The following is a 26127-nucleotide window of genomic DNA, read 5'->3' on the forward strand; positions in this document are numbered from 1 at the left end:
GTCGATGCGCAAATCAGCGGGGTTCAACGCGCATAAAGTCACACATTAGTGGGAAAGAAAATGCCCGCTACCCAATGCCGGTCGTCGAGCAAGACCATAATCATGGCGATTTTGGCGCAGCCGACCAGGCGATCGCACCCGAGGCCAGCAGCACGGCTGCGGCCACGATCGAGGCAAGGAAAAAGTTACCCGAGGCCTGCGCGAGCAGCCCGGCGACGATCGGGCCGATGATCTGGCCGAGGCCGAAGGCGGCCGTCATCACCGCCAGCATCCGGCGTGGTGCTTGCGGGGCAAGCTGCCTGCCGGCCTGCAGACCAAGCGCGGTGATGGCGATGAAGGTGCCGCCGCCGAGAAGGCCACCGAGCAGCGGCCCGGTGCGCGCGCCCATGACGACACTGGCGCTGACGCCGACCACCTCGACCAGGCACCCCAGGGCGTAGGTGGCATAGAGCCCGATTTTAGCCGCGAGCTTCTGCCACAGCCAGACCGAAGGAAAACCGGCAAGTCCGGTGACCATCCAGACCACAGCCTCGAAGACGCGGCCGCCGCCGCCCTGACGGACGATCGCGACCAGGAACGTTGCCGTGACGATGTAGCCGAAGCCGAACAGGCCGTAGGCGACGATGATCTTCACCAGCGACCGGTCTTTCGGCAGTGCCGGCTCGCTCCCGGTGGTGCTGTTCGCGGCCGAGGTGCCGCCGGCCAGCAAGGCAACGGCGGCAAAGCCGCAGGCTGAAATTACCGCGGACCACAGCCAGCCCGCAGCCCAGCCGGCATGTTCGGTGACGAGGACTGCCAACAGCGCCGAGGACGCCGCGATGCCGAGGCCGACACCGCCGAAATACAGCGCCTGCAGGTCGTTTCGCCCGGCCGCGGCGAGGTGGCCGAAAACGATGCTGGTCATGAAGACCAGCACGAAGGCGCTGGCGAGGCCGGCAAGAAAGCGGATGAGGAGGAAGGCGGGCATGGTGCCGGTCAGGCCCATCAGGCCGGTGAGGATCGCGGTGGCGGCAAGGCCGGCCAGCATCAGCTGGCGCTCGCGGCCTTGCGCCCAGCCGCCGGTGGCGGCAAGCGCGCCAACGAGGTAGCCGAGATAATTGGCCGATGCGATCCAGCCGGCATCGGCCGGCGACAGGCCGAGCTCTTCCATCATGCCGGGCAGGATCGGCGTATAGACGAAGCGGCCGATGCCCATGGCGACAGCCAGGGCAATCATGCCGGCGATTGCCAGGCGCAAAGGCGAAGCGATGTTCATCGCGGCGCACCATAGGTGCGCCTGCCGGTGAGACAATCCGCCTTTTATTGGGCCAGAAGGGCTGCGCAGCCACGTCGGCGGCCGGCTCACCTAAAGTGCCAGCAAGTCCTTGTTCAGCCGCAGCAGGTCCTTGGCGGGGCCGTCTCGAAGCGGGTACGACGCGCAGTCAGCCTGAATGGCATGTCGGCGAGCTCGCGCTCCGACATGGTGTCGAGCACCGGATGCGACAGCGGATCAGTCCCCCAGCTGGCGGCCCCGCTGTCATGCCGGTGTGGCTGCGTTCCGATCGGGGAAAAGGCGCTGAGCCATGATAAAATCTTCATCAGGTTTGCCTCCTCACTCTGAGTAACCCACTTAGAATCCGGCATCCGGCAGTGTCTGGCAATTGAGATTTCAGCCGTTCGAGTTTAGAAAAACTGTATGGCTATGCTGAACCGCGTCCATCTCAACGGCTTGCGCGCCGTCGAAGCCGTCGCGCGCCTGGGCTCGCTTGCGGCTGCGGCCAGCGAGCTCAACGTCTCGGTCAGCGCCGTCAGCCAGCAGATCAACCGGACCGAAAAGCAGCTTGGCCGGGCGCTATTCGACCGAACGGCGGCTGGCCTGGTAGCGACCGAATTCGGTGCCATCTTCACAACGCGGCTCAGCGCAGGCTTTCGCGAACTTGCGCAGGCGATGGCGCTTGCCGATGAAAGCTCGGAGTGCACGCTGGTGGTTTCGGTAGCGCCGGCCTTCGCCTCGAAATGGCTGCTGCCGCGGCTGTCGCGGCATTTTGCCCGGCATCCGAACGTGCTCCTGCGCATCGACGCCTCGGTACGGCTTGCCGATCTCGATCGTTCGGACATCGATGTCGCCATCCGGCTCGGCGACGGCAAATGGCCGGGCGGGCGGGCCGAATTGCTGCTGGCGCAGGAGGTGTTTCCGGTCTGTGCACCGGTGATCGCCAGCAAGCTGAAATCGATAGACGACCTTGCTTTGACCTGTGCGATCACCGACGAAAGATCGATGATCAGCTGGGAGAGCTGGTTCGAAGCGGCCGGGGTGGAGCCGGTCACCTTCATGAAAGGCGCGCGCTTCACCGATCCGATGCTGTGCCTGGAATCGGCGATTGCCGGTCACGGCGTCATGCTCGGCTGGCAGTTGCTGGCCGCCGACGCGCTGGCCGACGGCCGGCTTGTCGCGCCGTTCGGCATACGCGCGCAGAGCGGCCTCGGCTATTGGCTGGTGACTTCGGCCAGCAAGAGCGAAAGCCGCAAGGTCAGGGATTTCAAGACCTGGGTGCGCGAAGAGATCGAGGCGACGATGGCGCAGTTCAGGTCGCTCGAGAGCGCCAGCTGAGCCTGCCGGCATCATCACGGTGGAAAGGTCGGTAGCGCCGGTCTATGTAAGAAACAGTCCCCAATCACGGCAGGCAGGATCATGACCACACATTCGCGCGGCGTTTCCGCAACTATCGACCCGGTGAAGCTCGACAGGCTGGCGGAGGTCGCCGTCAAGGTTGGGCTGCAATTGCAGCCGGGGCAGGATCTGGTGCTGACCTCGTCTATTGCAGCGCTGCCTTTGACGCGGCGGATCGTCGAGCACGCCTACAAGGCGGGCGCCGGCCTGGTGACGCCGATCTTCAACGATGACGAGATCATGCTGGCGCGCTTCCGCTATGGCGCCGACGCTGGTTTCGACCGCGCCGCCGGCTGGCTCTATGAAGGCATGGCAAAAGCCTTCGCCAGCAATGCGGCGAGGCTTGCCGTGCGCGGCGAGGATCCGTCGCTGCTTTCTTCTCAGGACCCGGCAAAGGTGGCGCGTGCCAACAAGGCGAATTCGATGGCCTACCAGCCGGCGCTGGAGAAGATCACCGGCTTCGACATCAACTGGAACATTGTGGCTTATCCCGATCAGGCCTGGGCCAAACAAGTGTTTCCGAACGACGCCGAAGACGTCGCCGTGGCCAAGCTTGCGGACGCCATCTTTGCCGCCTCGCGGGTGGACGTCGAAGACCCGATCGGCAACTGGACGGCGCACAATGCGGCGCTTAAGAGCCGCACCGAATGGCTGAACGGCCACAATTTCCATGCGCTGCATTTCACCGGCCCCGGCACCGACCTGACCGTCGGGCTGGCTGACGGCCACGAGTGGATGGGCGGCGCCTCGACCGCCAAGAACGGCATCACCTGCAACCCCAACATCCCGACCGAAGAGGTTTTCACCACGCCGCATGCAAGGCGCGTCGAAGGCCATGTCACGAGCACCAAGCCGCTGTCCTACCAGGGCACGCTGATCGACGGCATTGCGGTGCGTTTCGAGGCGGGCCGTATCGTCGAGGCAAAAGCTTCGAAAGGTGAGGATGTACTGCAAAAAGTGCTGGACACAGACGAAGGCTCGCGCCGTCTCGGCGAGGTGGCGCTGGTGCCGCATTCCTCGCCGATCGCCAAGAGCGGGCTCTTGTTCTTCAACACGCTGTTCGACGAGAACGCCGCCTGCCACATCGCGCTTGGCCAGTGCTATTCGAAGTGCTTCGTCGACGGCGCCTCGCTCAGCCAGGACGAGATCGCGGCGCGCGGCGGCAACAAGAGTTTCATCCACATCGACTGGATGATCGGCTCGGACAAGATCGACATAGACGGCGTCCATAAGGATGGCAGCCGCGTGCCGGTGATGCGCAAGGGCGAGTGGGTCTGACAGGACTGCGCGGCGTTCCCGGATCCCATGGGCGTAGATATTGAGATCAAGCGCATCTATGAGCCGCCGGCGCCCGCTGACGGGCAGCGGGTGCTCGTCGACCGGATATGGCCTCGCGGCGTCCGTGGCAAAGACGCCGCGCTAACGGTCTGGCTGAAGGACATCGCGCCGAGCAATGCGTTGCGCAAATGGTTCGGCCACGACCCGGCGCGCTGGGCGGAGTTCCAGCGGCGATACCGCGCCGAGCTCGACAGCAATGGCGAGGCGGTCGGGCAGCTGCGCGCCTTGCTGGGCAAAGGCCGGGTGACGCTGATCTACGGCGCGCATGATGAGACGCATAACAATGCGGTGGCGCTGGCGGAATATCTACTTCGTCATCCTCGGGCTTGACCCGAGGATCCATGCCGCAACTTCAGCCGAAGGATGCGGCGGAGTAGAACCTGCAAGGTTGCAATGCTCAAACGTCACGGCATGGATCCTATGGTCTGCGCCGCGTCGCTTCGCTCCTTGCTCCGCCATAGGATGACGACAGGATAGGCACCGCGACTTCACTTCCGCCCAACCGTCTGCTGATAAACATCAGGCTTGAAGCCGACGAGAATCCTGTCACCAAATTCCAGCACCGGCCGCTTGATCATCGTCGGTTTGGCCAGCATCAGCGCCTTGGCCTTCTTCTCATCCAGGCCCAGCCTGTCCTCGTCCGACAATTCGCGAAACGTCGTGCTCGCCTTGTTGAGCAGGATTTCCCAGCCGACCTTGCCTGACCAGCCGTTCAGCCGATCCGCATCCAGTCCGTCTACCCTGTAGTCATGAAAGCGATAGGCAACATCATGGCTCGCCAGCCAGACACGCGCCTTCTTGACCGTGTCGCAATTGGTGATGCCGTACATGGTGATCGTCAAAACGGATCCTCGGACCGGTCGAATCTGACGGCACCCTAAAACCGCACCTCTTAGTTTTCCAGCGGCCTTGCCGGGCATCGCGATTTTCGCGCTTGCCAATAGTAAGGAATTTTCCTAAGTGTTGTCCCGAGCCAACTTTGGTCATGCGGATGGCCGAGGCAAGGAAATGACCATGACGAGCCTGCAGACCGAAAGCCCCCCGCCGATCGACGGCATTTTCCGGGCGCTCGCCGATCCTACCCGGCGGCGCGTAGTCGAGCGGCTGAACCGAAGCCCCGCCTCGGTCAGCGAGCTTGCCCAGCCGTTCGAGATGGCCCTGCCCTCCTTCATCGAACATCTCAGGGTTCTGGAAGGCTGCGGGCTGGTGCATTCGGAGAAGGCAGGCCGCGTCAGGACCTACCGGCTCGCGCCGGAGCCGTTGAAGCTCGCGGAAAACTGGTTGGCCGAGCAGCGTGCGCTGTGGGAGCGCCGCCTCGACCAGTTCGACGACTACGTGCTGAAACTCAAGGAGAAAGACAGATGAATATGGTCCCGTTGTTCCAACCCGATCCGAAGCTCGACCTCGTGCTCGAACGAGCGATCCAGGCGCCGCGAGAACTGCTGTGGACGGCATTGACGAAGCCCGAGCATGTCCGCCAATGGTTCACGCCGAAGCCGTGGATCATCACCGATTGCGAGATCGACCTTCGGCCCGGCGGCCTGTTCCGCACCCGCATGCAGTCGCCCGACGGCAAGGAGGTCAACGACAGGCGTTGCTGCTACCTCGAGATTGTCCCGAACGAGCGGCTGGTGTGGACCGATGCGCTGCTGCCAGGCTACCGGCCGTCAGGCGACCCATTCATTACAGCGGTCATATCGCTGCAATCGTATGGCGAGACGACGCGCTACACCGCCACCGCCATCCACCGCGACGAAGCCACGCGCAACAGCCACGAGGAGATGGGCTTCTACGACGGCTGGGGCACAGTGGCGGATCAGTTGGCCGGCTATCTCAAGACGATCTGAGGCGACCCTGCTTCGCACTCACATTGCGGCCACGGAGCCGTCGTGGCCGTTCAACCGAACGCCGGTGCCGAAGGAACCAACGCTCGCAACAAACTTGACGGTTGGCATAATGCCAATGTCGAAGGCTCAGGCGCCGTAACCGATGATACCCTTGATCTCAAGGAAATCATGGATCGCCCAGTCGGCGTATTCGCGGCCGTTGCCGGACTGCTTGTAGCCGCCGAAGGGCGCGAACGTGTCCCATTCCGGATAGTTGATCGAGACCTGCCCGGCACGCAGCCGGCTGGCAATCTTGCGGGCGTGGTCGATATCCCCCGACTGCACATAGGCGGCCAGGCCATAGACGGTGTCGTTGGCGATCTTCACCGCATCATCATCGTCATCGTAGGAGATGACAGACAGAACCGGCCCGAAGATCTCCTCCTTCTCGATGGTCATGCCGGGCCTGACGTGGCCGAAAACGGTCGGCCGCACATAGTAGCCACGGTTGAGGTGCTCCGGCCGGCCGGGGCCGCCGGTGACCAGCGTTGCGCCCTCGGCGATACCGGCCTCGATCAGCCGCTGGATCTTGTCGAACTGGATGTTGCTGACCACCGGCCCGAGCTTGGTCTCTTCCGAGCGCGGGTCGCCAACCTTGTGCGCTTCGGCCGTCTTCTTGGCGATGGTCAGCGCTTCGTCGTGGCGGGCGGCCGGCACCAGCATGCGGGTCGGCGCGTCGCAGGACTGGCCGCTATTGCCGAAACACGCCTTGACACCCTTGCGCACCGCCGCCTCGAAGTCGGCGTCGGGCAGCACGATGTTGGCCGATTTGCCGCCCAGCTCCTGCGCGACACGCTTGACCGTATCGGCGGCCGTCTTGGCGACGATGATGCCGGCCCGGGTCGACCCGGTGAACGAGACCATGTCGACGTCAGGATGGCCGGCCATGACCTGGCCGACATCCGGGCCGGTGCCATTCACCATATTGTAGACGCCCTTCGGCGTGCCGGCGGCGTCCATCACCTCGGAAAAGATGATGCCGCTGATCGGCGCGATTTCGGAAGGCTTTAAAACGACGGTGCAGCCGGCGGCGATCGCCGGCGCCACCTTGCAGACGATCTGGTTGAGCGGCCAGTTCCACGGTGTAATCAGCGCGCAGACGCCGATCGGCTCCTTTACCACCATGGTGGTGCCGCGCTTCTCGCTGAATTCGTAATCCTCAAGCGCCTTGATGGTAGCTTCCATATGCGCCCTGCCCGCCCAGGCCTGCGCCTCGCGCGCCAACCTGATCGGCGCGCCCATTTCATGGCTGACCACCTGGGCGATGTCCTCGTAGCGCTCATTGTAGACTTCGAGGATACGCTTCAGCAGCTTCAGGCGCTCGGTCTTGCTGGTTTGCGAGAAGGCCGGGAATGCCGCCTTGGCTGCCGCCACGGCCTTGTCGACATCGGCTTTCGAGCCGACCGAGATTTTGGTGTAGGCCTCTTCGGTGGACGGATCGATCACATCCAGCGTTGCCGGAACCACGGGGCCGACCCATTTGCCGCCGATGAAGAAATTGAGATGACTGCCCATGGGTGCTCCGGTTTTCTAGGAATGAGTGAGACTAGCTTGGCAGCATAGGGCAGTTGGCGCCACGGCGCAGGCTGATATGCGCCACGTCGCCGACGCTGAATTGAAAACCCTCCGCCCGGCGCGGCGCGTCGATCACCACCTGTGTCCCCTGCCCCAGCTCTGCATGAAGGCGCAAGGTGCGGCCGTGAAAGACGATGCTGTTCACCCGCACCGGTGCGGTACCGGCCGCGGCCTCGGTCGTGGCCAAAAGGTCCTCCGGACGCACGCCGATGGTGCGCACAGTGCCCTCGCCAGGCAGCTCGCCTTTATCCGAAATCGCTTCCAGCGGCAGGACGCCGGCGATGAACCGCAAGCGCTCGCCGTCACGGCCGACAAAGCGCGACTGCAGAAGGTTCATGGTTCCGATGAAGCTGGCGACGAATTTGGTGGCGGGCCGGTCGTAAAGGGTCGCCGGCGGCGCGATCTGCTCGATGTGGCCCTTGTTCATGACGACGATGCGATCGGAGATCGACAGCGCCTCGGTCTGGTCATGCGTGACCATGACGAAGGTGGTGCCAAGCCGCGACTGCAGCCGCTTCAGTTCGACCTGCATCTGCTCGCGCAGATGCGCGTCGAGCGCCGACAGCGGCTCGTCGAGCAGCAGCACACGCGGTTCGCAGACGATGGCGCGGGCAAGCGCGACGCGCTGGCGCTGGCCACCCGACAATTCGGACACACGGGCGCCGAGCTTTTCAGCAAGGCCGACCATGTCGAGCGCTGCGCCGACGCGCCTTGCCTGTTCGGCACCGGAGAGCTTGCGCAGCGACAGGCCGAAGCCGACATTTTCGGCAACGTTCATGTGTGGGAACAGCGCGTAGTCCTGGAACACGGTATTGACGGGACGGTCGAAGGGCCTGAGCGCCGTGATGTCGCGGCCTTCGAGCAGGACCCTGCCGTTCGACGGGCTCTCGAAGCCGGCGATGACCCGCAGGCTGGTGGTCTTGCCGCAGCCGGACGGTCCGAGCAGGGTCAGGAACTCGCCGCGCCAAATATCAAGATCGACGGCGTCGAGCCCTATGATGCCGCCGGGAAAAATCTTGGAGACCTTGTCCAGCCGGACGAGCGGATCAGGCGCCATCGCGAACCTCGGACGGCTTGGTGGTGTTGACCCACAGGATCTGGCAGCGCTCGCTGCCCGGATTGCGGAAGGCATGCAGCAAGGTGCTCTTGAAGGCGAAGCTGTCACCGGCCTTCAGCCCGTATCTGGTCGAATCGACCACCAGCTCGACCTCGCCCGACAGGACGAAGCCGAATTCGTGGCCGGCATGGGCGTAGGCTTCGGCGGTGCCGCCACCGGCTTCCACGGTCACCAGCATGCCGGTCAGCGTGGCGGCCGGCGGCGACAGCAGCGCCTTGGCGATGCCTTCCGACTTGACCGGGATCTGACGCCGGCTGTTGGCGCGCACGCAATAAAGATCGTTGCCGGCATCGTTGCCGTCAACGATCAGTGCCGACGGCTCGATGTCGAGTGCGGCGGCGAGCGGCCAGATCACTCGCACCCGCAATGACGACATGCCGCGCTCGATCTGGCTCAGCGCACCGATCGAGACGCCGGCTTTGGCGGCAAGTTCGGCCAGCGAGAGATTGCGCTCCAGCCTGAGCGCCCGCACGCGCCGGCCGACCCTGACGTCGGCGTCGTCCTTCGGCTTCTCAGCCGCTTCGTCCAGCATGTCCATCCATTCGTCCTCGTTTGGTAAGGTCTCCCCTTCTCCCCTTGTGGGAGAAGGTGGATCGGCGCGAAGCGCCGGGACGGATGAGGGGTGTTGGCCGGAGTGCCGTCGGTGCCATCTGGAACACCCCTCATCCGTCGTCTTCGGCGACACCTTCTCCCACAAGGGGAGAAGGGAAAACAAACTCAGCCGCCTGCCTTGACCTTCTCGAACATCTTGGCGAGTTCGTCATTCTGTTTCATCGGCCCGGTGAAGATGGTGGTCTTCAGCATCACCTCGGGATCGGAAGGCAGCTGCAGTTTCTCCAGCTCCTCCTTCGGCACGGCGGCGAAAGCCGAGCTGGTCGAGCTGCCATAGCCGTAGGCCTGGATCAGGTATTTTCCGGAATCCGTCTCAAGCCGGCTGTTGATGAAGTCATAAGCGAGGTCGACGTTCTTGGCGTCCTTGAGCATGACAAAGCCGCAAGCCCAGGTCAGCATGCCTTCCTTCGGCTTCATGAACTCGACCGGCACGCCCTGTTTCTTCAGCGAGGTGGCCGAGGCGTTCCAGGTCATGGCCGCGACCAGCTGGCCGCTCGCCAACGCCTGTTCGACCGAGGTCATGTCGGTGGTGTAGTTCGAGAGCAGCGGGCGCTGCTCGCGCAGTTTCTCCGCCACCTTGTCCATCTGTTCCGGCGTCATGTCGAATGGATTGACGCCGGCGAGAAGGGCCGCCACCACCGGTGTGTCGTGGACGGCATCGATGGTCGCCATGCGCCCGGCATATTGCTTGTCCCAGAGCAGGTTCCAACTGGCTTCCGGGTTCTTCACCAGATCGGTGCGGTAGAGGATCGAGGTGTTGCCCCAGTCCCACGGCACCATCCAGACCTTGCCGTCGCCGGCCTGCAGGTCGGGCAGGTTCTTGAAAACCGGGAAGATCGAATCCCAGTTCTTGATGCGCTTGGTGTCGATCGGCTGCAGCAGGCCTTCCTTGTTCCAGCGCGCCACCTTGTCATAGCAGGGATGCGCGATGTCGGGGCGGAAGCCAGCCTTGACCTTGGTGAAAGCGTCATCGTCGTCGCCAAACATCGAGGCTTCGACACCATCGGGGTGCGCGGCGAGGAAGCTCTTGTTGAAGTCGGGCAGTTCATAGCCCGACCAGGTGAAATATTGCAACTTGTCGCCGGCAAAGGCGACAGTCGACGCAAGCGCCAGCGCGAAGGCAGCCAGTCCGGTTTTCGCTGTCTTTGCCGTTATCGATTTCAGGTCGAATGCCATTGCAGTTCTCCTCTTTCGGTTTCTTCTGGTTTTGACAGGCTGGCGGGCGCTGGCCGCCGGGTGGCGGCAAGCCCGCGATGGCGCAGGATTTCGGCGAGTGCGGCGATGAGGAACGACACGGCCAGGATCGCGGTGCCGAGCGCCATGACGGTCGGCAGCGATTTCGGGAAGCGCAGCTGGCTCCAGATATAAAGCGGCAGCGTCGGCTCGGTGCCGGCAAGGAAGAAGGCGACGATGAACTCGTCGAACGAGGTCAGGAAGGCCAGCATGAACGCCGAAATAATGGCGGGCAGGCTGAGCGGCAGCATCACCCGTCTGAAGGTCGTCCAGTCCGAGGCGCCGAGGTCGAGCGCTGCCTCACGGATGGTCTTCGGAATGGCGGCGAAGCGGCTGCGCATGACCACCACCGTCGTCGGCAGCGCCACCAATATGTGACCGAGCACGATGGCAATGCGCGACGGCCCGAAACCGGCAAGATTGACCAGGATCAGCAGCGATATGCCGACGATGACGCCGGGGATCAGGATTGGCAGCCGCGCTATGGCACTGATCGTGGCCGCCAGCGGCGAACGGCCGTAGAGGTCCATATAGGACACGGTGATGCCGCAGAGTGTTGCGCCGATGGCGGCAATGGCGCCGATGACGAGGCTGGTGGCAAGTGCGCCGGAGAGCGCCGAATTGCCGTAAAGCGTGCCGTACCATTCCAGCGTGAAGCCTTGCAGCGGAAATGCCGCCTGGATCGAATTGTTGAAGGAAAACAGCGGGATCAGCAATATCGGCAGATACAGGAACACCAGATAGGCAAGGACGTAGGCTCCCAGCCAGCCGCCGCCCTGCCTTGCATCGATACGCGCCGTGTTCATGTGCGGCTGCCGTATCGGCGGTCGGCGAAGCGCACCACCAGCACCACGGCGAGAATGACCAGCATGACGGCGACGGCGAGTGCGGCGCCGAACGGCCAGTCATTGGCCTTGCCGAACTCGGCCTGGATGAGCGTGCCGATCATGGTGCTGGCAGGGCCGCCGACCAGCGCCGGCGTCACATAATCGCCGACGGTCGGCACGAAGACGACGAGAGCAGCCGCCAGCACGCCCGGCATCGAATTAGGCAGCACGATGCGACGGAAACTGGTGAACGGTTTTGCGCCGAGATCGGAAGCAGCTTCGAGCAGCGATTTCGGGATCGTGTCCAGCGCCACATAGATGGGCAGGATGGCGAACGGCGCATAAGCGTGGGCAAGCGTGACGACGACCGCTGCCGGCGTATTCAAGAACGCCAATGTCGGCTCCGACCAGATGCCGCTTTCGATCAACGCGGAGTTCAGCACGCCATTATAGGCAAGCACGATCTTCCAGGCGAAGACGCGCAGCAGATAGCTGGTCCAGAACGGCAGGGTCAGCAGGAACAGCAGCAGCCCACGCTGCCGCCCGGCATGGAAAGCCAGGTAGTAGGCAACGGGATATGCCGTGACGACGGTTGCCAGCGTCACCAGGCCGGCGATGCCCAGCGAGCGCAGCGTCACCGTCCAGTACAGCGGATCGGTGGCCACCGTGACGAAATTCGCAAGGGTGAAACCGGCCCCCAGCAGCGAGCCGTCATTGCCGCGAAAGGCCAGGAAGAACACCAGGCCAAGCGCGAAAAGGATCAGCAGAAAGGTGACCAGCCCGCCGGGCAGCAGCATGGCGAAGCGAAAACCCGGCGAAGACCGGGTTTCCGGCAGCGGCTGCGTTGCGGCGATAGTCGACATCGACGGCCCATCATAATTTGAAATCGACCAAGCTTTTTTCATATTCGTGAAGCTGTCAAGCTGTTTCACGCTTGGGCATGACGTCAGCGTTCGAAGGCGTCCAGCATCCGGTACCAGGCGATGGTCGCGGCAACGCCGACCTGCCGAAAGGCGTGAAACGGGATCGGCCGGATCGGCGATATCGGGAACGGCAATTGCCTGGTGTCGCCGCTCGACAGGTAGGAGGCGATGCGCTCGCCAAGCGCGGTCATCAGACCGATGCCGCGGCCCTGGCAACCGACGACCGCCAGCAGACCCTTCTCTGGCTCGTGGATATGCGGGAGATGGTCCGGCGTCATTGCCACCCGACCGAACCAGCGCTTTTCAATGGCCATATCGGACAGCGCCGGGTAGAGCCGCAGCAGCGCGCGTTCCAGATGCGCCCAGTCGGCCGGGCCGTTCGGCAGGGCCATGCGGCCGCGCCCGCCGAGCACCAGTCGGCCATCGGCACTCTTGCGATAATAGACGAGGATGCGGCGCGAATCCGACACTGCCTGCCCGTCCGGCAGGATCGCTGCCGCGACATTGGATGATAGCGGCGCCGTCGCGATCTGGAAGGAATGCAGCGGAACGAACGTCTCGGCGAGGCCCGGGAGCAGGCCGCCGGTATAGGCGTTGGTCGCCAGAACGACCGCCTTGGCCTTGAGTTCGGCGCCGCTTTCGGTTGAAACGTGCCAACTGCCAGCATCCTTGCTGATCTGCATCACGTTCTGGCGCTCGGCGATCTTCACGCCCGCCGCTGCAGCGACGCGCGCCAGTTCCGACGTGTAGGCGAGCGGATCGATGACACCGGCACGGCGATCGAGCCAGCCGCCGAGATAGCCCTGCGCGCCGGTCATCGTCGCGATCTCCGTCGCGCTCAGCAGCCGGACATCGGCGCCGCGCGCCCGCCACTGCCGATCCCGGTTTGCCGCCGCTTTCAGCGCGGTCTCGGTATGCGCCGCCTGGATCCAGCCATTGCGGACGAACGGCACCGCCAGTCTTTCGTCACGGATCAATTCGAAGACGGTGTCAGCGGTCGAGGCGGCAAAGTTGACGAGCGCTTCGCCGTGTTCGAGACCAAAATGCTCCAGCAGCCAGTCCGGATCGTATTTCAGGCCGGGAATGACCTGACCGCCGTTCAGGCCGGATGCGCCATTGCCAATTTCGCCGGCGTCCAGCACCTGGACGGCAAGGCCGAGCCGGGCGGCGTGCAAGGCCGTCGACAGCCCCATGATGCCGCCGCCGACGATGACGACATCGACGCGTCGGCCGGCTGGAAAAAGCGACTGGAACGCGGTGGCTGTCCGCGGCTTCTGCCAGATTGGATCGGAAAACCGTAAGAGCAAGCGTCACCTGGAGATTTTCAGTAGGTGAAAACCCTAGCGACGGTTTCATTATTTTGAAAGAGCGTTTTCCCTCGCCATTGGCGCACGCCAGGCTCGATCAAGGTCCAGCGATGCGAAGACCGCTTGAAAGAATTGACAAAGCTCGCCCTGCAAGCGGGATAGACCTTTGGCGGGAATTTGTTGAAAGTGCCGCGGCCGAAGGACAAGACAACAGGAAATGTAAGCCATGACGAACGCCACACATTTGCCCGCCGAAGGGCTCTTCGTTGGCCGCGCCCGGGCGAGCGATGCTTCCCATCCGCTGGTGGTCACGGTGCGCGACGGTACCGTCTTCGACATCACGTCAAATATGGCGCCGACCGTACGCGACGTTTGCGAATTGCCTGATCCGGCAGGACACGTCCGCTCGGCCACGGGGCGGCCGATCGGCCCGCTCGATGCCATTGCCGCCAACAGTTTCGAGACAGCGCGCGATCCGGGGAAACCGTACCTGCTGTCCCCCGTCGACCTGCAGGCGATCAAGGCATCTGGCGTCACCTTTGTCGTCAGCCTGCTCGAACGGGTGATCGAGGAGCAGGCGCGCGGTTCGGCCGAAAAGGCCGACGCCATTCGCGCCGACATTGCCGGCCTGATCGGCCACGATCTGTCCAAGCTCAAACCCGGCTCGCCGGAAGCGATGGAGATCAAGGCCAAGCTGATTGCGCGCGGCGCCTGGTCGCAATATCTGGAAGTCGGCATCGGCCCCGATGCCGAGATCTTCACCAAATGCCAGCCGATGGCCTCGGTCGGCTTCGGCGCCGATGTCGGCCTGCATCCGGTTTCGACATGGAACAATCCGGAGCCGGAGATCGCCATGATTGCCGCCAGCAGCGGCAGGATTGTCGGGGCGACGATCGGCAACGACGTCAATCTGCGCGACGTCGAGGGGCGCTCGGCGCTGCTGCTCGGCAAAGCCAAGGACAACAACGCTTCGGCAGCACTTGGCCCCTTTATCCGGCTGTTCGATGAGACATTTTCCATCGGCGACGTGAAGCAGGCGATCGTACGGTTGAAGGTCGAGGGCGAGGATGGGTTCTCGCTGGAGGGCGCCAGTTCGATGGCCGAGATCAGCCGCTCGCCGGAAGAGCTGGTCGCCGCCGCCATGGGGTCGCACCACCAATACCCGGACGGGCTGGCGCTTTATCTCGGCACGATGTTCGTGCCGTCGAAGGATCGCGGCGAACAAGGCAAGGGCTTTACCCACAAGGTCGGCGACATCGTCACCATCTCTTCAGAGAAGTTCGGTGCCTTGGTCAACCGCGTGCGGCTGTCGCCCGACTGCCCGCACTGGACCTACGGCGCCAGCCACCTGATGCGTGACCTCGCAAGGGCCGACCTCATCTAGTCCCCCAGCCTAACATCCGATAGATTCTAGAATTCTCTGATTGGAAATTACCTGCTCGTCGGCATTCGGGAGAGTCCATTGATCGTCGCTCTTGAGGGCAAGACCCTTGTCGTTACCGGCGGAACGCAAGGGCTTGGCGAGACCATCGCCCGGCTGGCCTCAGCCGACGGCGGCGAAGGGATCGCCATTGTCGGCCGCAATACCGAGCGTGGCAGACGCATCGCCGAAGAGCTTTCACGACCAAGCCGGCCCGTCGTCTTCATCCAGGCCGACCTTGGAGATCCGGCCGCGCCTGCAGCTGTCATGGCGGAAGCGACCAAAAGACTCGGCCGCATCGATTGTCTGGTGAACGCCGCGGCCCTCACCGACCGGGCCTCGCTGGAAACTGGCACAATCGACGACTGGGACAGGTTGTTTTCCGTCAATGCGCGCGCGCCGTTCTTCCTCATGCAGGCGGCCGTAGCCGACATGAAGACACGGCGGGCGGCGGGCGCCATCGTCAACATACTGTCGGTGAATGCGCATTGCGGTGCGCCGGACCTTGCCATCTATTCCGCAACCAAGGGCGCGCTTTCGACGCTGACCAGAAACATTGCCAACGCGCATCTTTCCGATCGCATCCGCGTCAACGGCATCAACATGGGCTGGGTAGCGACGCCGGCCGAACAAGAGATGCAGGCGCGCACGCTGGGCAAGGGCGAAAACTGGGCAAAGATCGCCGCCGCCGGCCTGCCGCTTGGTCGATTGCTGACCATGGACGAAGTCGCCCAGCTAACGCTGTTCCTGCTCAGCGACGCCTCCGGGCTGATGACCGGGACGCTTATCGACCTAGAGCAATCCGTGCTCGGCGCGCCGCCGCGCGGCATTGCATGACGGTCGCAAGGCCGATCGTCGGCCGCCTGGAAAATATCAGCCAAACTGATGCAATCTGATGGGATTGCTGATGGCGTGGTGCCTTGCGCCAACGTCCACTGCGGATGGAGGCTTGCCATCGATCGAAAAAGGGAATGCTCTAATGCGCCAGGTCGACGCTGGCAAAATGCGACCACCGTTTTGGCCGCGCACGGCTTTTCGCGGTGATCGTCGTCGGAGGAGGAGTTCGGTTCAAATGGGAGGAAATCAAATGCTGACGAGGCTAAGACTGCTTGCACTCGGCTTGGTGGTGGCGCTGGCTATTCCGGCCGCGGCACAGGCCAAGACGTTCTACTGGATTTCGCATGGCGGCCCGGCCGATCCGGTCTGGACCTACTTCCTTGCCGGCGCCAAGCAATGGGCGGCGGATACCGGCAACACTGTCAACACGTCGTTCCACAATGGCGACGTGGCGTCACAGCAGGAGGCTGTTCGCGCCGCGATCGCCGCCAAGGCCGACGGCATCACCACGACCAGCCCTGATCCGGGCAGCCTTGTCGAGATCGTCAAGGAAGCGCGGGCGGCGAACATCCCGATCATCAACTTCAACACGCCCGATCCGAAGGCGGACTTCAACGCCTATGTCGGCGGCGACAACGTCACCTTCGGCAAGCATTGGGCTCAGTATTTGGTCGACAAGGGCCTGGTGAAGAAGGGCGACTTCGTCTGGATGCCGGTCGAAATTCCCGGCGCTACCTATGGCGTCCAGGAAGAGGAAGGCATCAAGAGCGTCTTCGAGCCGCTCGGCATCACCTATGAAATCACCGAAGCGACGCTCGACCAGGCCGAAGTGATCAACCGCATGGTCGATTACCTCACCGCCAACAGGGCCAAGGTCAAGGCGATCATCGGCCTTGGCGACCTTGTCACCGGTTCGATCAAGCGGGTGTTCGACCAGGTCGGCGTCAAGCCGGGCGAAATCCCGGTCGTCGGCTGGGGCAACTCGCTCGACACCACCCAGGAAGTGCTGAACGGCTACGTCAATGCCGGCCAGTGGCAGGATCCGCAGGCGACCAGCTACGTCGCGCTCTCGCTCGCCAACATGGCGGCGAGCGGTATTCCGCCCGGCTTCGACGTGATCACCGGCGCGCTCTACGAGAAGGACACCGCGGCAGTCTACGACAAGATCCTGTCCGGCAAATAAATCCGCGATCGAGTTGGTCACGGCCGCTTCAGCGGCCGTGACTGTCTCATCATTCCGCCGAAGCCGGTTGCGGTCTCGGCCAAATCCAATCCTATCGCGGGTCCAAGGTGGAAAATCGTTCTCTTATCCAACGCTCGATCGCGCGGCCCGAGTTCGGGCCGTTCGTGCTGCTCGTCGTCGAGATCGCCGTGTTCTGGGGCATCAACCACGACTTCCTGTCGCCGCAAAACATCTCGAACACGCTGGCCTTCACGGTTGAGCTCGGGCTGATCGCGCTGGCGATGACGCTGTTGATGACATCAGGCGAATTCGACCTCTCGGTCGGCTCGGTGTTCGGCTTCTCGCCGGTCCTGATGTGGACGTTGTTCAACAGCGGCGTCGCCTCGCTCGAAGCCGCCTTCGTCATGGCGCTGGTGGTCGCTGCGTTCATTGGACTGGTCAATGGCTGGTTCGTGACGCAGCTCAAGATCCCGTCCTTCCTGGTGACGTTGGGCATGCTGCTGGTGGTGCGCGGCACCGCTTTGTTCGTCACCAACGGGTTTCCGCAGCGGACCTGGAGCGCCGAGGGCAGCTGGCTGGCGGAAGCGCTGGTCGGCGATTTCTTCATCGGGCCGTTCCGTATCTATATGTCGCTGTTCTGGTTCATCGCCGCCGCAACCGCGCTCGGCTACGTGCTGACGCAGAGCCGGACCGGCAACTGGATCCAGGCGGCCGGCGGCAACCCAAGTGCTGCAAGGGCGCGCGGCGTCAATGTCAGCGGCGTCAAGATCGGCCTATTCATCCTGTCGTCGATCCTGGCCTCGCTTGCCGGCGTCATCAGCTCGCTGCGCACCTCGGCGGCCAACCCCAACAGCGGCACCGGCTACGAGCTCGAAGTCATCGCCATGGTTGTGATCGGCGGCACGGCGCTGACCGGTGGGCGCGGCACAATCATCGGCACGGTGCTCGGTATCCTGATCCTGCGCGTGATGCGCAACGGCATCGTGCTGATCGGCGTGCCCGGCCTTGCCTATAATATTTTCATCGGCGCCATCATCCTCGGCATGATGGCGCTCCACTCATGGCTGGAACGCCGGCATCAGGCAGGGACTTGAACCATGGCCGAACCGCTTGTCCGCATGGAAAATATCCGCAAGTCCTACGGCCGCGTGCAAGCGCTGGTGGACGCCAATTTCCATGTCAATGAAAGGGAGATCGTCGGTCTGCTCGGTGACAACGGCGCCGGCAAGTCGACACTGATCAAGGTGCTGTCGGGCGCGGTCCCGCTGACCAGCGGCGACATCTTCATCCGCGGCAAGAAGGTGAATTTGCGCAGCACCAGCGACGCCATCGCCCACGGCATCGAGACGATCTACCAGGACTCGGCGCTGGTGACGCAGCTGTCGATCGCCCGCAACCTGTTTCTCGGACGCGAGCCGATCAAGCCGCCGCGTTTCCTCAACCGCATGGACCAGGAGGCGATGAACGTGGTTGCCCGCGACCTGCTCAAGCAGGTCGGCATCTCGAAGAACATCCCGCCCACGACGCCGATTGGCTCGCTCTCCGGCGGCGAGCGGCAGGCGGTGGCGATTGCACGCGCCATGCATTTCGACAGCGACCTCATCATCCTCGACGAGCCGACCAACAATCTCGGCGTCGCCGAAACGCAGGGCGTGCTGAGCTTCGTGCGTAGCGCCCGCGATTCCGGCCATTCCTGCATCTTCATCGCCCACAACATCCATCATGTCTTCCAGGTGGTCGACCGCATCGTCGTCATGCGCCGCGGCAAGGTCGTCGCCGACGATATCGACCCGAAGAAGACCAGCGTCGCCGAAGTCGAACGCGTCATCACCGGCATGTCGGAGAAGGAGATCCATGAGGCGCTGGTCGAGGGCACGAAACGGCCCGGCTGAGCGGCCGGGCCGGGCTTATCGTCGAAGCACTGGATCGCATCGCCACATGGTTGCGATATGAAAGCCACCGTTTCGGATATTGCCAGAAGCTGCGGCCTGTCGACCGCGACGGTCGACCGTGTGCTCAACAATCGGCCGGGGGCGAGTGCCGCCAACCGGCAGCGCGTAATGGAGGCGGCCAAGCAGCTCGGCTATCTGCCGGTTGTCGACCAGGTCGCGTTGCCCTCGCGGCCGGCACATCTCGAATTCTTCCTGCCGATCGGCAGCAATGCCTTCATGGCCGATCTGGCCAGACACATCGAGGATTATGCGGCGCGCCTGCCGCTGGTCGCCTCCTGCCGCATCCACAAGCTCGCCGGCATTTCGCCGAGTGCCTTGCAGGTGGCCGTCGAAAACCTCTCGCTCAAGGCGAACGGGGTCGGCGTCATCGCCATCGATCATCCGAGAACGCGCAACATCTTGCGCGAGATCGTCGAGGCCGGCATCCGCCTGGTCACGCTGGTGTCCGACGTTCCTGGCGCGCCCCGCTCAGCCTATGTCGGCATCGACAACCGGGTGGCCGGCCGCACCGCGGCGCTGCTGATGGGACGGTTCCTCGGTGGCCGCCAGGGCCATCTGGCGATGGTGGTCGGCTCACGTTCCTATCGCGGCCACGAGGAACGCGAAATGGGCTTTCGCTCCGTGCTCGGCGAAGAGTTTCCCAATCTGACCGTCACCCGCGCCGTCGAGATCAACGATGAGCCGGAGGTCAGCTATACCGCGACCATGAAGGCGCTGCACAACGAGCCGGAGCTGCTCGGCATCTACTGTATCGGCGCCGGACGCTCGGGTGTGGCAAAAGCGTTGCTCGAAGTCAGGCCGCGGAAGAAGCCGGTGTTCATCTGCCATGATCTGACGCGCGAGACGCGCGGCTATCTCGTCGACGACCTGCTCGACGTCGTCATCGACCAGAATGCGCGGTTGATTGCCGAACAGTCGGTCATTCGCCTGCTCGGCTCGATCGCCTCGTCGGCGCCCTATCTGACGCGGAAATTCATCGAGCCGCGCCTGATCTTCAAGGAAAATGTCCCGGTGCAGTGATGCCGCGCGAGGGCGATGGCGCTCGGGCCTCGATCGTTAAAATTCGGTTGATACCGCAAATCTGCACATCAGCTATGCAACTTTTGTGGTTGCCGAATCATTGGGCAATCGATAGTTTCGCAGGTGTCGGCCATCTACTCCTCCCAGATGCGATGCCGACGCTGAGTGCGGTACACCTCCTCCCGTGCCGTATTCGAAATCGAGCCCGCTGCCACCTCCTCCCGGCAGCGGGCTTTTTTTATTCCGGCTCCGGGATAGCGGCCGACGCTTGGGATCGTGACTAGCACCGGACACGACTGTTGATCCGCGGATCGATGAGCTTCGCTGCGATCGCCGCGGCTTGTCGGGCAGAATCCTGTCACACTTGTCACTCTCACCGGTTCGCCGGCGGCCCTATCCTGCCTCACGACCAGCAAACAACGCCGCGCCGGCAATGGTGCGGGGGATCGGCAAGGGAGACGCGAGATGGCACATCCGGATAGGACGAGACATCACCCGGCGGCGCGGCGCGCAATCGAAACGCCACGGATCGTTTCGCCGCTTGCGAGATTATCTGGCCCTGAAAGAAGTGATCAGGCCTTCCGCCATGCGGACGAACTGCGCGCTCGGGCCCTCGGCGCCGACGCTTTGCAGGCTGACACGGGCGCCCTCGAGCAACAGCGACAGCGTGTCCGCAAGAAGTTCGGCCTGTCCGATGCCGGCATCGCGACACAGGGAGACCAGCCGCTCGCGCTGCGCTTCCTTGAGTTCCTTGATCACTTGCCTTGCCGGATGATCGGCCTCGCTCAGCTCGATGGCGGCGTTGGCCATGTCGCAACCGCGACGGTCGGACATCAAGCAATCGGCCGCCATTCGGACCCAGGCGTGCAGCTGCGCCAGCTTGTCGCCCGGATTCTCGGCCTCGAACTTTTCCCACATCGCGTTGGCGCTGCAGGCGGTCGCCCGCAGACATTCGATGATCAGGTCGTCCTTGGACTCGAAATGCCGGTAGAGCGTCATCTTGTTGGTGCCGGCGGCCTCGGTGATGGCGTCGATGCCGACGCCGCGAATGCCATGCTTGTGAAACATGTCCCGTGCCGTCTCCAGGATCCTGTCCCGGGGGCGAACACGCTCCACAACACCGTCTGTCATCAAAACCTCCGTGATTGCGTTTCCCGAAATTCCCTCGGTGCACCTCTTGACTAGGGTGTTACCGGTCTGTAACGTTAGAGATGTTACTTACCTGTAACACCCGCATTGCATCATGTCAAACTCGCAAGTGCCGGCCATCAGCCCCGCCCCGATCGGCAAGGGGACGAACCGCACCTTACGGCCTCGGCCGGCGAGCAAGAGAACACCCGATCCGCGGCCTGCCGCGGATCACCAAAAACCAGGAGCCGCTTCGATGTCGCAGCGCAATGATCTGACGATCGATGAAGTCGTGAGGGATCCGATGATCCGCATGCTGATGAAAGCCGACCGCGTCGACCCGCGGTCTTTCGAGGCGATGCTGCGTGCGCTGGCGGATGAGCAGGCCGAGCGCCGCAATGCGCCGCGCCGCCCTCTGCAAGATTTCGGTTTTCTCGAAGATTCCGGCTCAATGCGCAGCCGGCGGCTGTCCAGGGTGGCCAAGGCCTTTGGCCGGGCCAGAGCATCGGGCGAGGCGTGCATCTCATGGTAAACTTCTTCATCCATCGCCCGATCTTTGCGTCGGCGATCGCCATCATCATGGTGCTCGCCGGGGGGATCTGTTATTTCCTGCTGCCCGTCTCGCAATTTCCCGACATCACGCCGCCCCAGGTCGTGGTCAGCGCCCATTACCCGGGCGCCAGCGCGCAGGTCGTCGCCGACACGGTGACGACGCCGCTCGAACAGCAGATCAACGGCGTCCAGGGCATGACCTATATGTCGTCGTCGAGCTCCAATGACGGCTCCTCGACGATCACCATCACCTTCGACGTTGGCTACGATCTGAGCACCGCGGCCGTCGACGTCCAGAACCGCGTTTCGCAGGCGGCTTCCTCGTTGCCGGCCATCGTCAATCAGGGCGGCGTGACGATCAAGAAGCAGAACCCGAACTTCGTCCTGATCGTCGACCTCACCTCGCCGGACGGTTCCGTCAACCCGGTCGCGTTGAGCAATCTCGCCTATCTGCAGGTGGTCGATCCGCTGAAGCGCCTGCCCGGCGTTGGCGACGTGCAGATCTTCGGCGAGCGGCGCTATTCGATGCGCATTTGGCTCGACCCCGACAAGCTAGCCAATCTCGGCATTACTGCCGTCGACGTGCAGAACGCCGTCGCCGAGCAGAACGTCCAGGTGGCGGCCGGCAAGATCGGGCAGTCGCCGGCTCCGGCCGGCACTGCCTTCGAGATGCAGGTCAACGCCGTGGGCAGGCTGAGCGATCCCAAGGAGTTCGGCGACATCGTCGTGCGCGCCAATACCGCAAACGGCTCGCTGGTCAGGCTGCGCGACGTTGCGCGCATCGAGCTCGGCGCGCTGCAATATTCGTCGTCGGCCTTCTTCGGCAAGGACCCGACGGTGGTGCTGGCGGTCTACCAGATGCCGGGCTCCAACGCGCTCGATCTGCAGCAGCGCGTCAAGGACAAGATGCAGGAGCTGTCGGCCCGTTTCCCGAAGGGCGTCAGCTACGCCATGCATTACGATACGACACGTTTCGTTTCGGCCTCGATGCACGACGTGCTGATCACGCTCGGCGAAGCGCTGGTCCTGGTCGTCGCCGTGGTGTTCATCTTCCTGCAAAGCTGGCGCACCACGATCATCCCGACGATCGCAATTCCGGTGTCGCTGGTGGCGACGCTGGCCGTCATGAATATGCTTGGCTTCTCACTGAATATGCTCAGCCTGCTCGGCATGGTGCTGGCGATCGGCCTCGTCGTCGATGATGCGATCGTCGTCGTCGAGAATGTCGAACGCCAACTTGAGGCCGGCCTCAAACCGCTGGCTGCCACGCGCACGGCGATGGCTGAGGTCACCGGCCCGATCATCGCCACGACCGCCGTGCTGATGGCCGTGTTCGTGCCGGTCGCCTTCATTCCCGGCGTGTCCGGCCGGCTCTACAACCAGTTTGCCCTGACGGTGGCGATCTCCTTCGGCATTTCGGCCTTCGTCTCGCTGACGCTTACCCCGTCGCTCAGCGCCGCCTTCCTGCGCCACCGGCCGGAAACGCAGTTCGTGCTGTTCCGCTGGTTCAACATGGGCTTCGAACGGCTGGCGCATGCCTATGCGAATGGCGTGCGCATTCTCATCCGCCTGCGCTGGATCATGCTCGGCGTGTTCGCGGCCGGACTTGTCGCGACCTATTTCGTCTGGCAGCGCCTGCCCTCGACCTTCCTCCCGGTCGAGGACCAAGGCTATTTCTTCGTCGTCATCCAGCTCCCCGACGGGGCCTCGCTGGAACGCACCGACGCCGTGGCGCAAAAGGCACGCGACATCCTGCAGAATACCCCCGGCGTCGACATCGTCGGCTCGATCAGCGGCTTGAACTTCCTGACCAGCGCCGCGCAGTCGAACTCGGCGGTCGAATTCGCCATCCTGAAGCCATGGGACGAACGCGGCCCCGACCAGAGCGCTTCGAAGCTCGTCGCCGACGTGCGCAACAAGCTGCTGCAAATTCCGGAGGCTTTTGCGCTGAGCTTCGACCCGCCGTCGATCCCGGGCATTGGTACCACCGGTGGCTTCGAGTTCCAGGTCGAGGACCTGACCGGCCGCGGCAGCGTGGCGCTCAACGATGCGACGCAAGCGGTGATTGCCGAGGCGCGCAAGCAGCCCGAGCTCAACCCGCAGCAATTGTTCTCGTCGTTCTCGACCTCGACGCCGCAGTTCAACTACGATCTCGATCGCGCCAAGGCGAAGCTGCTCGGGCTCAACCTGCCGGACGTCTTCAATACGCTGCAGATCTATCTCGGCTCGCTCTATGTGAACGATTTCAACCTGTTCGGCCGCACCTTCCGGGTGACGATCCAGGCCGACAAGGACTCTCGTGCGGGTCCGGCCGACATTTCGCGGCTCTATGTCCGCAATGCGTCGGGCGGCATGGTGCCGCTGAGCACGCTGGGCAAGCTTGTGCCCATCGTCGGCCCAGAGACCGTGCCGCATTATAACAACAATGCGTCGGCCCTGATCAATGGCGGCGCCGCCCCCGGCTTTTCGTCCGGCCAGGCGGTGGCGGCAATGGAGCGTGCCGCTGCCACGGCGTTGCCGAGAGATTTCGGCTACGAATGGACTGGCATCACCTATCAGGAGCTCAAGGCGGGATCGATCGCATCCGTCGTCTTTGGTCTCGCGATCGTCTTCGTCTTCCTGATCCTCGCCGCGCAATATGAGAGCTGGGCGATGCCGTTCATGGTGCTGCTGGCGGTGCCGCTTGCATTGTTCGGTGCGTTCGTCGTGCTGTGGCTGCGCGGCATGCAGATCGACGTCTATTCGCAGATCGGCTTCGTCATGCTGATCGGACTGGCGGCCAAGAACGCGATTCTGATCGTGGAGTTTGCCCGGCGCCGGCGCGAAGAAGGCCTCAGCATCGTCGACGCCGCGATGGAAGCGGCGCGGCTGCGGCTGCGACCGATCCTGATGACCGCCTTCGCCTTCATCCTCGGCGTGCTGCCGCTAATGTTCGCTACAGGTGCAGGTGCCGCGAGCCGGCAGTCGATCGGCACCACCGTCTTTGGCGGCATGGTCGCGGCGACGATCCTGTCGCTGGTGTTCGTGCCGGTCTTCTATGCGGTGATCGAGCAGCTGCGCGAGCGCCGCAGCGAGAGCGGACCGGTCTCCGAAGCGACTGAACAACCAACTGCCGAATCCGCCTTCGAGCCATTGGCCGAAGCGGCTGAATAGGACTGGAGAATTGATCATGCGTAAATGGAAAATCGCGCTGGGAACGGCCGTCGCCCTTGGGGCGATTTCAGTGGCGAGCGTTCACCTGCTCGACATGGGCAGCCTCAGCCTCAACGCCGGCACAGCCGGGGCGGCGACCCCCAAGCCGGAAGCCTTTGTCATGCCGGTGCCGGTGGTGAGCGTCGTCAAGAAGACGATCCCGATCTATCTCGACTATGCCGCCCGGGTGGAGCCCATTCGCAGCATCACGCTGCAGGCGCGCGTGCCGGGGTATCTGCAGGAGCAGGTCGCCACCGACGGCAGCGACGTTGCCAAGGGCGACCTTCTCTACAAGATCGCCCCGGAGGATTTCCAGGCTGCCCTCGAGCAGGCGAAGGCGCTTATCCAGCGCGACACGGCAACACTCGACTATGCACGCTCCAGTCTCGGGCGCGGCAGCGAGCTCGCCAAGAGCGGCTATCTCGCCAAGGACGTGTTCGACCAGCGCACCAGCACCTTGCGCGAGGCTCAGGCCTCGCTCGCCGTGAACCAGGCCGCTTTGCGGACCGCCGAGCTCAATTTGAGCTATACCGAAATCAGCGCCCCGTTCGCGGGACGTATCGGACGCAGCCAGGCTTCCGTTGGAACGCTGGTCAGCGTCGCCGGCACCGTGCTCAACTCGCTGGTGCAGCTCGATCCGATCTACGTCACGTTCAATCCGAGCGAAACGGACCTGACCCAGATCGAGGAAGCTCGGGCTGCGGGACCGATCAGTGTCGATGTCCTGCTTCCTGGTGAAACCGAACCGCGCCAGAAGGGCGATCTTACCTTCATGGACAACACGATCGATCGCTCGACCGGCACGATCACGGCACGGGCGACGGTCGGCAACGGCAAATTCACGCTGCTGCCCGGCCAGTATGTCCGCGTCAGACTGCACGTCAAAGAGCAGCCCGATGCGCTGATGGTGCCGCAGACGGCACTCGGCTCAGGCCAGCTTGGCAAATACCTCTATGTCGTCGGCAAGGACAACACCGTCGACCAGCGCATCGTTTCGCTCGGACCGACCAATGGCGATCAGGTTGCCATCTTGAGCGGTGTGGCCGAAGGCGACCGGGTGATTACCGGCAATCTGCAGAAGATCGGCCCGGGAATGCCGATCTCGCCGCTGCCCGAGAAACCGGCCACCTGATAACCCCCATCAGGTCCGGTCCCGCGGCGCCCTCGGCTCCCACGCCAAGGGCGCCGTTTTTGCTGATAGTTTCGACACGGTCGATTCAAGCCGTAGCGCGAACGGCGGCTCTGGCGACGATGGCAGCATAGAGGCGCTCTCTAGAGTCTTTCACGTTTTGACGGAAGCGTATCCGGCGTTTGCGAAGTAGTTTTTGCATTCGCCGGGTTCGATCGTCGCAACGAGGTGGCCGATGTGGCGCCA

25 protein-coding genes are annotated in these 26127 nt (G+C 63.4%); 14 read left to right on the top strand and 11 right to left on the bottom strand.

Translation table 11 applies throughout. The features are described from left to right. Positions 1-100 precede the first annotated feature (100 nt). Together NKH13_RS27625 and NKH13_RS27630 are read right to left on the bottom strand one after the other, a co-directional pair. Positions 101-1255: a YbfB/YjiJ family MFS transporter gene (locus tag NKH13_RS27625; protein ID WP_352720655.1), complete on the bottom strand. Its 1155-nt coding sequence runs from the start codon at positions 1253-1255 to the stop codon at positions 101-103. A 113-nt stretch (positions 1256-1368) separates the two neighbouring features. Continuing rightward, positions 1369-1578 (bottom strand): hypothetical protein, encoded by a 210-nt coding sequence (locus tag NKH13_RS27630; protein WP_352720657.1) that lies wholly within the window; start codon positions 1576-1578, stop codon positions 1369-1371. 97 nt (positions 1579-1675) lie between these two features. On the opposite strand from NKH13_RS27630, the gene NKH13_RS27635 reads away from it, so the two are divergent. From NKH13_RS27635 to NKH13_RS27645, 3 genes are all read left to right on the top strand, one after another. Next, entirely contained in the window at positions 1676-2590 is a 915-nt protein-coding gene (locus NKH13_RS27635; protein ID WP_352720659.1) for a LysR substrate-binding domain-containing protein, read from the top strand. 81 nt (positions 2591-2671) lie between these two features. Then, a complete protein-coding gene (locus NKH13_RS27640) occupies positions 2672-3928 on the top strand; it encodes an aminopeptidase (protein ID WP_352720661.1) in 1257 nt (418 codons plus the stop codon). Positions 3929-3955: 27 nt separating this feature from the next. After that, a complete protein-coding gene (locus tag NKH13_RS27645) occupies positions 3956-4318 on the top strand; it encodes a DUF488 domain-containing protein (RefSeq protein WP_352915806.1) in 363 nt (120 codons plus the stop codon). A 158-nt stretch (positions 4319-4476) separates the two neighbouring features. On the opposite strand, the gene NKH13_RS27650 is transcribed toward NKH13_RS27645, so the two are convergent. Beyond that, positions 4477-4830: an ArsC family reductase gene (locus tag NKH13_RS27650; protein ID WP_352720703.1), complete on the bottom strand. Its 354-nt coding sequence runs from the start codon at positions 4828-4830 to the stop codon at positions 4477-4479. A gap of 172 nt (positions 4831-5002) precedes the next feature. On the opposite strand from NKH13_RS27650, the gene NKH13_RS27655 reads away from it, so the two are divergent. Then, positions 5003-5353, top strand: coding sequence for an ArsR/SmtB family transcription factor (locus NKH13_RS27655; RefSeq protein ID WP_352720665.1), 351 nt, complete (start codon positions 5003-5005; stop codon positions 5351-5353). Further along, positions 5350-5835: an SRPBCC family protein gene (locus NKH13_RS27660; RefSeq protein WP_502908406.1), complete on the top strand. Its 486-nt coding sequence runs from the start codon at positions 5350-5352 to the stop codon at positions 5833-5835. The genes NKH13_RS27655 and NKH13_RS27660 overlap by 4 nt, the downstream gene beginning before the upstream one ends. A 126-nt stretch (positions 5836-5961) precedes the next feature. Here the strand turns inward: NKH13_RS27660 and NKH13_RS27665 are convergent, their stop codons facing one another. From NKH13_RS27665 to NKH13_RS27695, 7 genes are all read right to left on the bottom strand, one after another. Further along, complete coding sequence (locus NKH13_RS27665) at positions 5962-7389, bottom strand: aldehyde dehydrogenase family protein (RefSeq protein ID WP_352720667.1); 1428 nt, start codon at positions 7387-7389, stop codon at positions 5962-5964. Positions 7390-7420: 31 nt separating this feature from the next. After that, on the bottom strand, positions 7421-8506 hold the full coding sequence (locus NKH13_RS27670) for an ABC transporter ATP-binding protein (protein WP_352720669.1): 1086 nt from the start codon (positions 8504-8506) through the stop codon (positions 7421-7423). After that, a complete protein-coding gene (locus tag NKH13_RS27675) occupies positions 8496-9104 on the bottom strand; it encodes a cupin domain-containing protein (protein WP_254820400.1) in 609 nt (202 codons plus the stop codon). The genes NKH13_RS27670 and NKH13_RS27675 overlap by 11 nt, the downstream gene beginning before the upstream one ends. 179 nt (positions 9105-9283) lie before the next feature. Next, positions 9284-10354 (bottom strand): ABC transporter substrate-binding protein, encoded by a 1071-nt coding sequence (locus NKH13_RS27680; protein ID WP_352660843.1) that lies wholly within the window; start codon positions 10352-10354, stop codon positions 9284-9286. Continuing rightward, a complete protein-coding gene (locus NKH13_RS27685) occupies positions 10339-11217 on the bottom strand; it encodes an ABC transporter permease (RefSeq protein WP_352720671.1) in 879 nt (292 codons plus the stop codon). The genes NKH13_RS27680 and NKH13_RS27685 overlap by 16 nt, the downstream gene beginning before the upstream one ends. Further along, positions 11214-12101, bottom strand: a complete 888-nt coding sequence (locus NKH13_RS27690) for an ABC transporter permease (protein ID WP_292659959.1) — start codon at positions 12099-12101, stop codon at positions 11214-11216. Before NKH13_RS27690 ends, NKH13_RS27685 begins: the two co-directional genes overlap by 4 nt. 83 nt (positions 12102-12184) lie before the next feature. Further along, positions 12185-13468 carry an NAD(P)/FAD-dependent oxidoreductase gene (locus NKH13_RS27695; protein ID WP_352915811.1) on the bottom strand — a complete coding sequence of 428 codons (1284 nt, stop codon included), beginning with the start codon at positions 13466-13468 and terminating at the stop codon, positions 12185-12187. Between the two features lie 226 nt (positions 13469-13694). On the opposite strand from NKH13_RS27695, the gene NKH13_RS27700 reads away from it, so the two are divergent. The 6 genes from NKH13_RS27700 (at position 13695) to NKH13_RS27725 (ending at position 19880) form a co-directional block, all read left to right on the top strand. Continuing rightward, complete coding sequence (locus NKH13_RS27700; protein WP_352720675.1) at positions 13695-14852, top strand: fumarylacetoacetate hydrolase family protein; 1158 nt, start codon at positions 13695-13697, stop codon at positions 14850-14852. A gap of 78 nt (positions 14853-14930) precedes the next feature. Further along, positions 14931-15725, top strand: coding sequence for an SDR family oxidoreductase (locus NKH13_RS27705; protein WP_352720677.1), 795 nt, complete (start codon positions 14931-14933; stop codon positions 15723-15725). 250 nt (positions 15726-15975) lie between these two features. After that, entirely contained in the window at positions 15976-16908 is a 933-nt protein-coding gene (locus tag NKH13_RS27710; protein ID WP_352720679.1) for a substrate-binding domain-containing protein, read from the top strand. Between the two features lie 107 nt (positions 16909-17015). Further along, a complete protein-coding gene (locus tag NKH13_RS27715) occupies positions 17016-18002 on the top strand; it encodes an ABC transporter permease (protein ID WP_352720681.1) in 987 nt (328 codons plus the stop codon). Between the two features lie 3 nt (positions 18003-18005). Next, a complete protein-coding gene (locus tag NKH13_RS27720) occupies positions 18006-18800 on the top strand; it encodes an ATP-binding cassette domain-containing protein (RefSeq protein ID WP_352915816.1) in 795 nt (264 codons plus the stop codon). Positions 18801-18857: 57 nt separating this feature from the next. Further along, positions 18858-19880, top strand: a complete 1023-nt coding sequence (locus NKH13_RS27725) for a LacI family DNA-binding transcriptional regulator (protein WP_352915818.1) — start codon at positions 18858-18860, stop codon at positions 19878-19880. A gap of 549 nt (positions 19881-20429) precedes the next feature. Here the strand turns inward: NKH13_RS27725 and NKH13_RS27730 are convergent. Beyond that, positions 20430-21011: a TetR/AcrR family transcriptional regulator gene (locus NKH13_RS27730; protein WP_031211029.1), complete on the bottom strand. Its 582-nt coding sequence runs from the start codon at positions 21009-21011 to the stop codon at positions 20430-20432. 253 nt (positions 21012-21264) lie between these two features. Here NKH13_RS27730 and NKH13_RS27735 point away from each other — a divergent pair, with 253 nt between their 5' ends. The 3 genes from NKH13_RS27735 to NKH13_RS27745 are packed head-to-tail and all read left to right on the top strand — an operon-like array spanning position 21265 to position 25884. Further along, on the top strand, positions 21265-21540 hold the full coding sequence (locus NKH13_RS27735) for a hypothetical protein (RefSeq protein WP_352720687.1): 276 nt from the start codon (positions 21265-21267) through the stop codon (positions 21538-21540). After that, on the top strand, positions 21534-24713 hold the full coding sequence (locus NKH13_RS27740; RefSeq protein WP_352720689.1) for an efflux RND transporter permease subunit: 3180 nt from the start codon (positions 21534-21536) through the stop codon (positions 24711-24713). The genes NKH13_RS27735 and NKH13_RS27740 overlap by 7 nt, the downstream gene beginning before the upstream one ends. Before the next feature lie 16 nt (positions 24714-24729). Continuing rightward, positions 24730-25884 carry an efflux RND transporter periplasmic adaptor subunit gene (locus NKH13_RS27745; RefSeq protein WP_352720691.1) on the top strand — a complete coding sequence of 385 codons (1155 nt, stop codon included), beginning with the start codon at positions 24730-24732 and terminating at the stop codon, positions 25882-25884. Positions 25885-26127: the final 243 nt, after the last annotated feature.

The sequence above is a fragment of the Mesorhizobium sp. M1348 genome (assembly GCF_040317925.1).
Classification (GTDB): domain Bacteria; phylum Pseudomonadota; class Alphaproteobacteria; order Rhizobiales; family Rhizobiaceae; genus Mesorhizobium.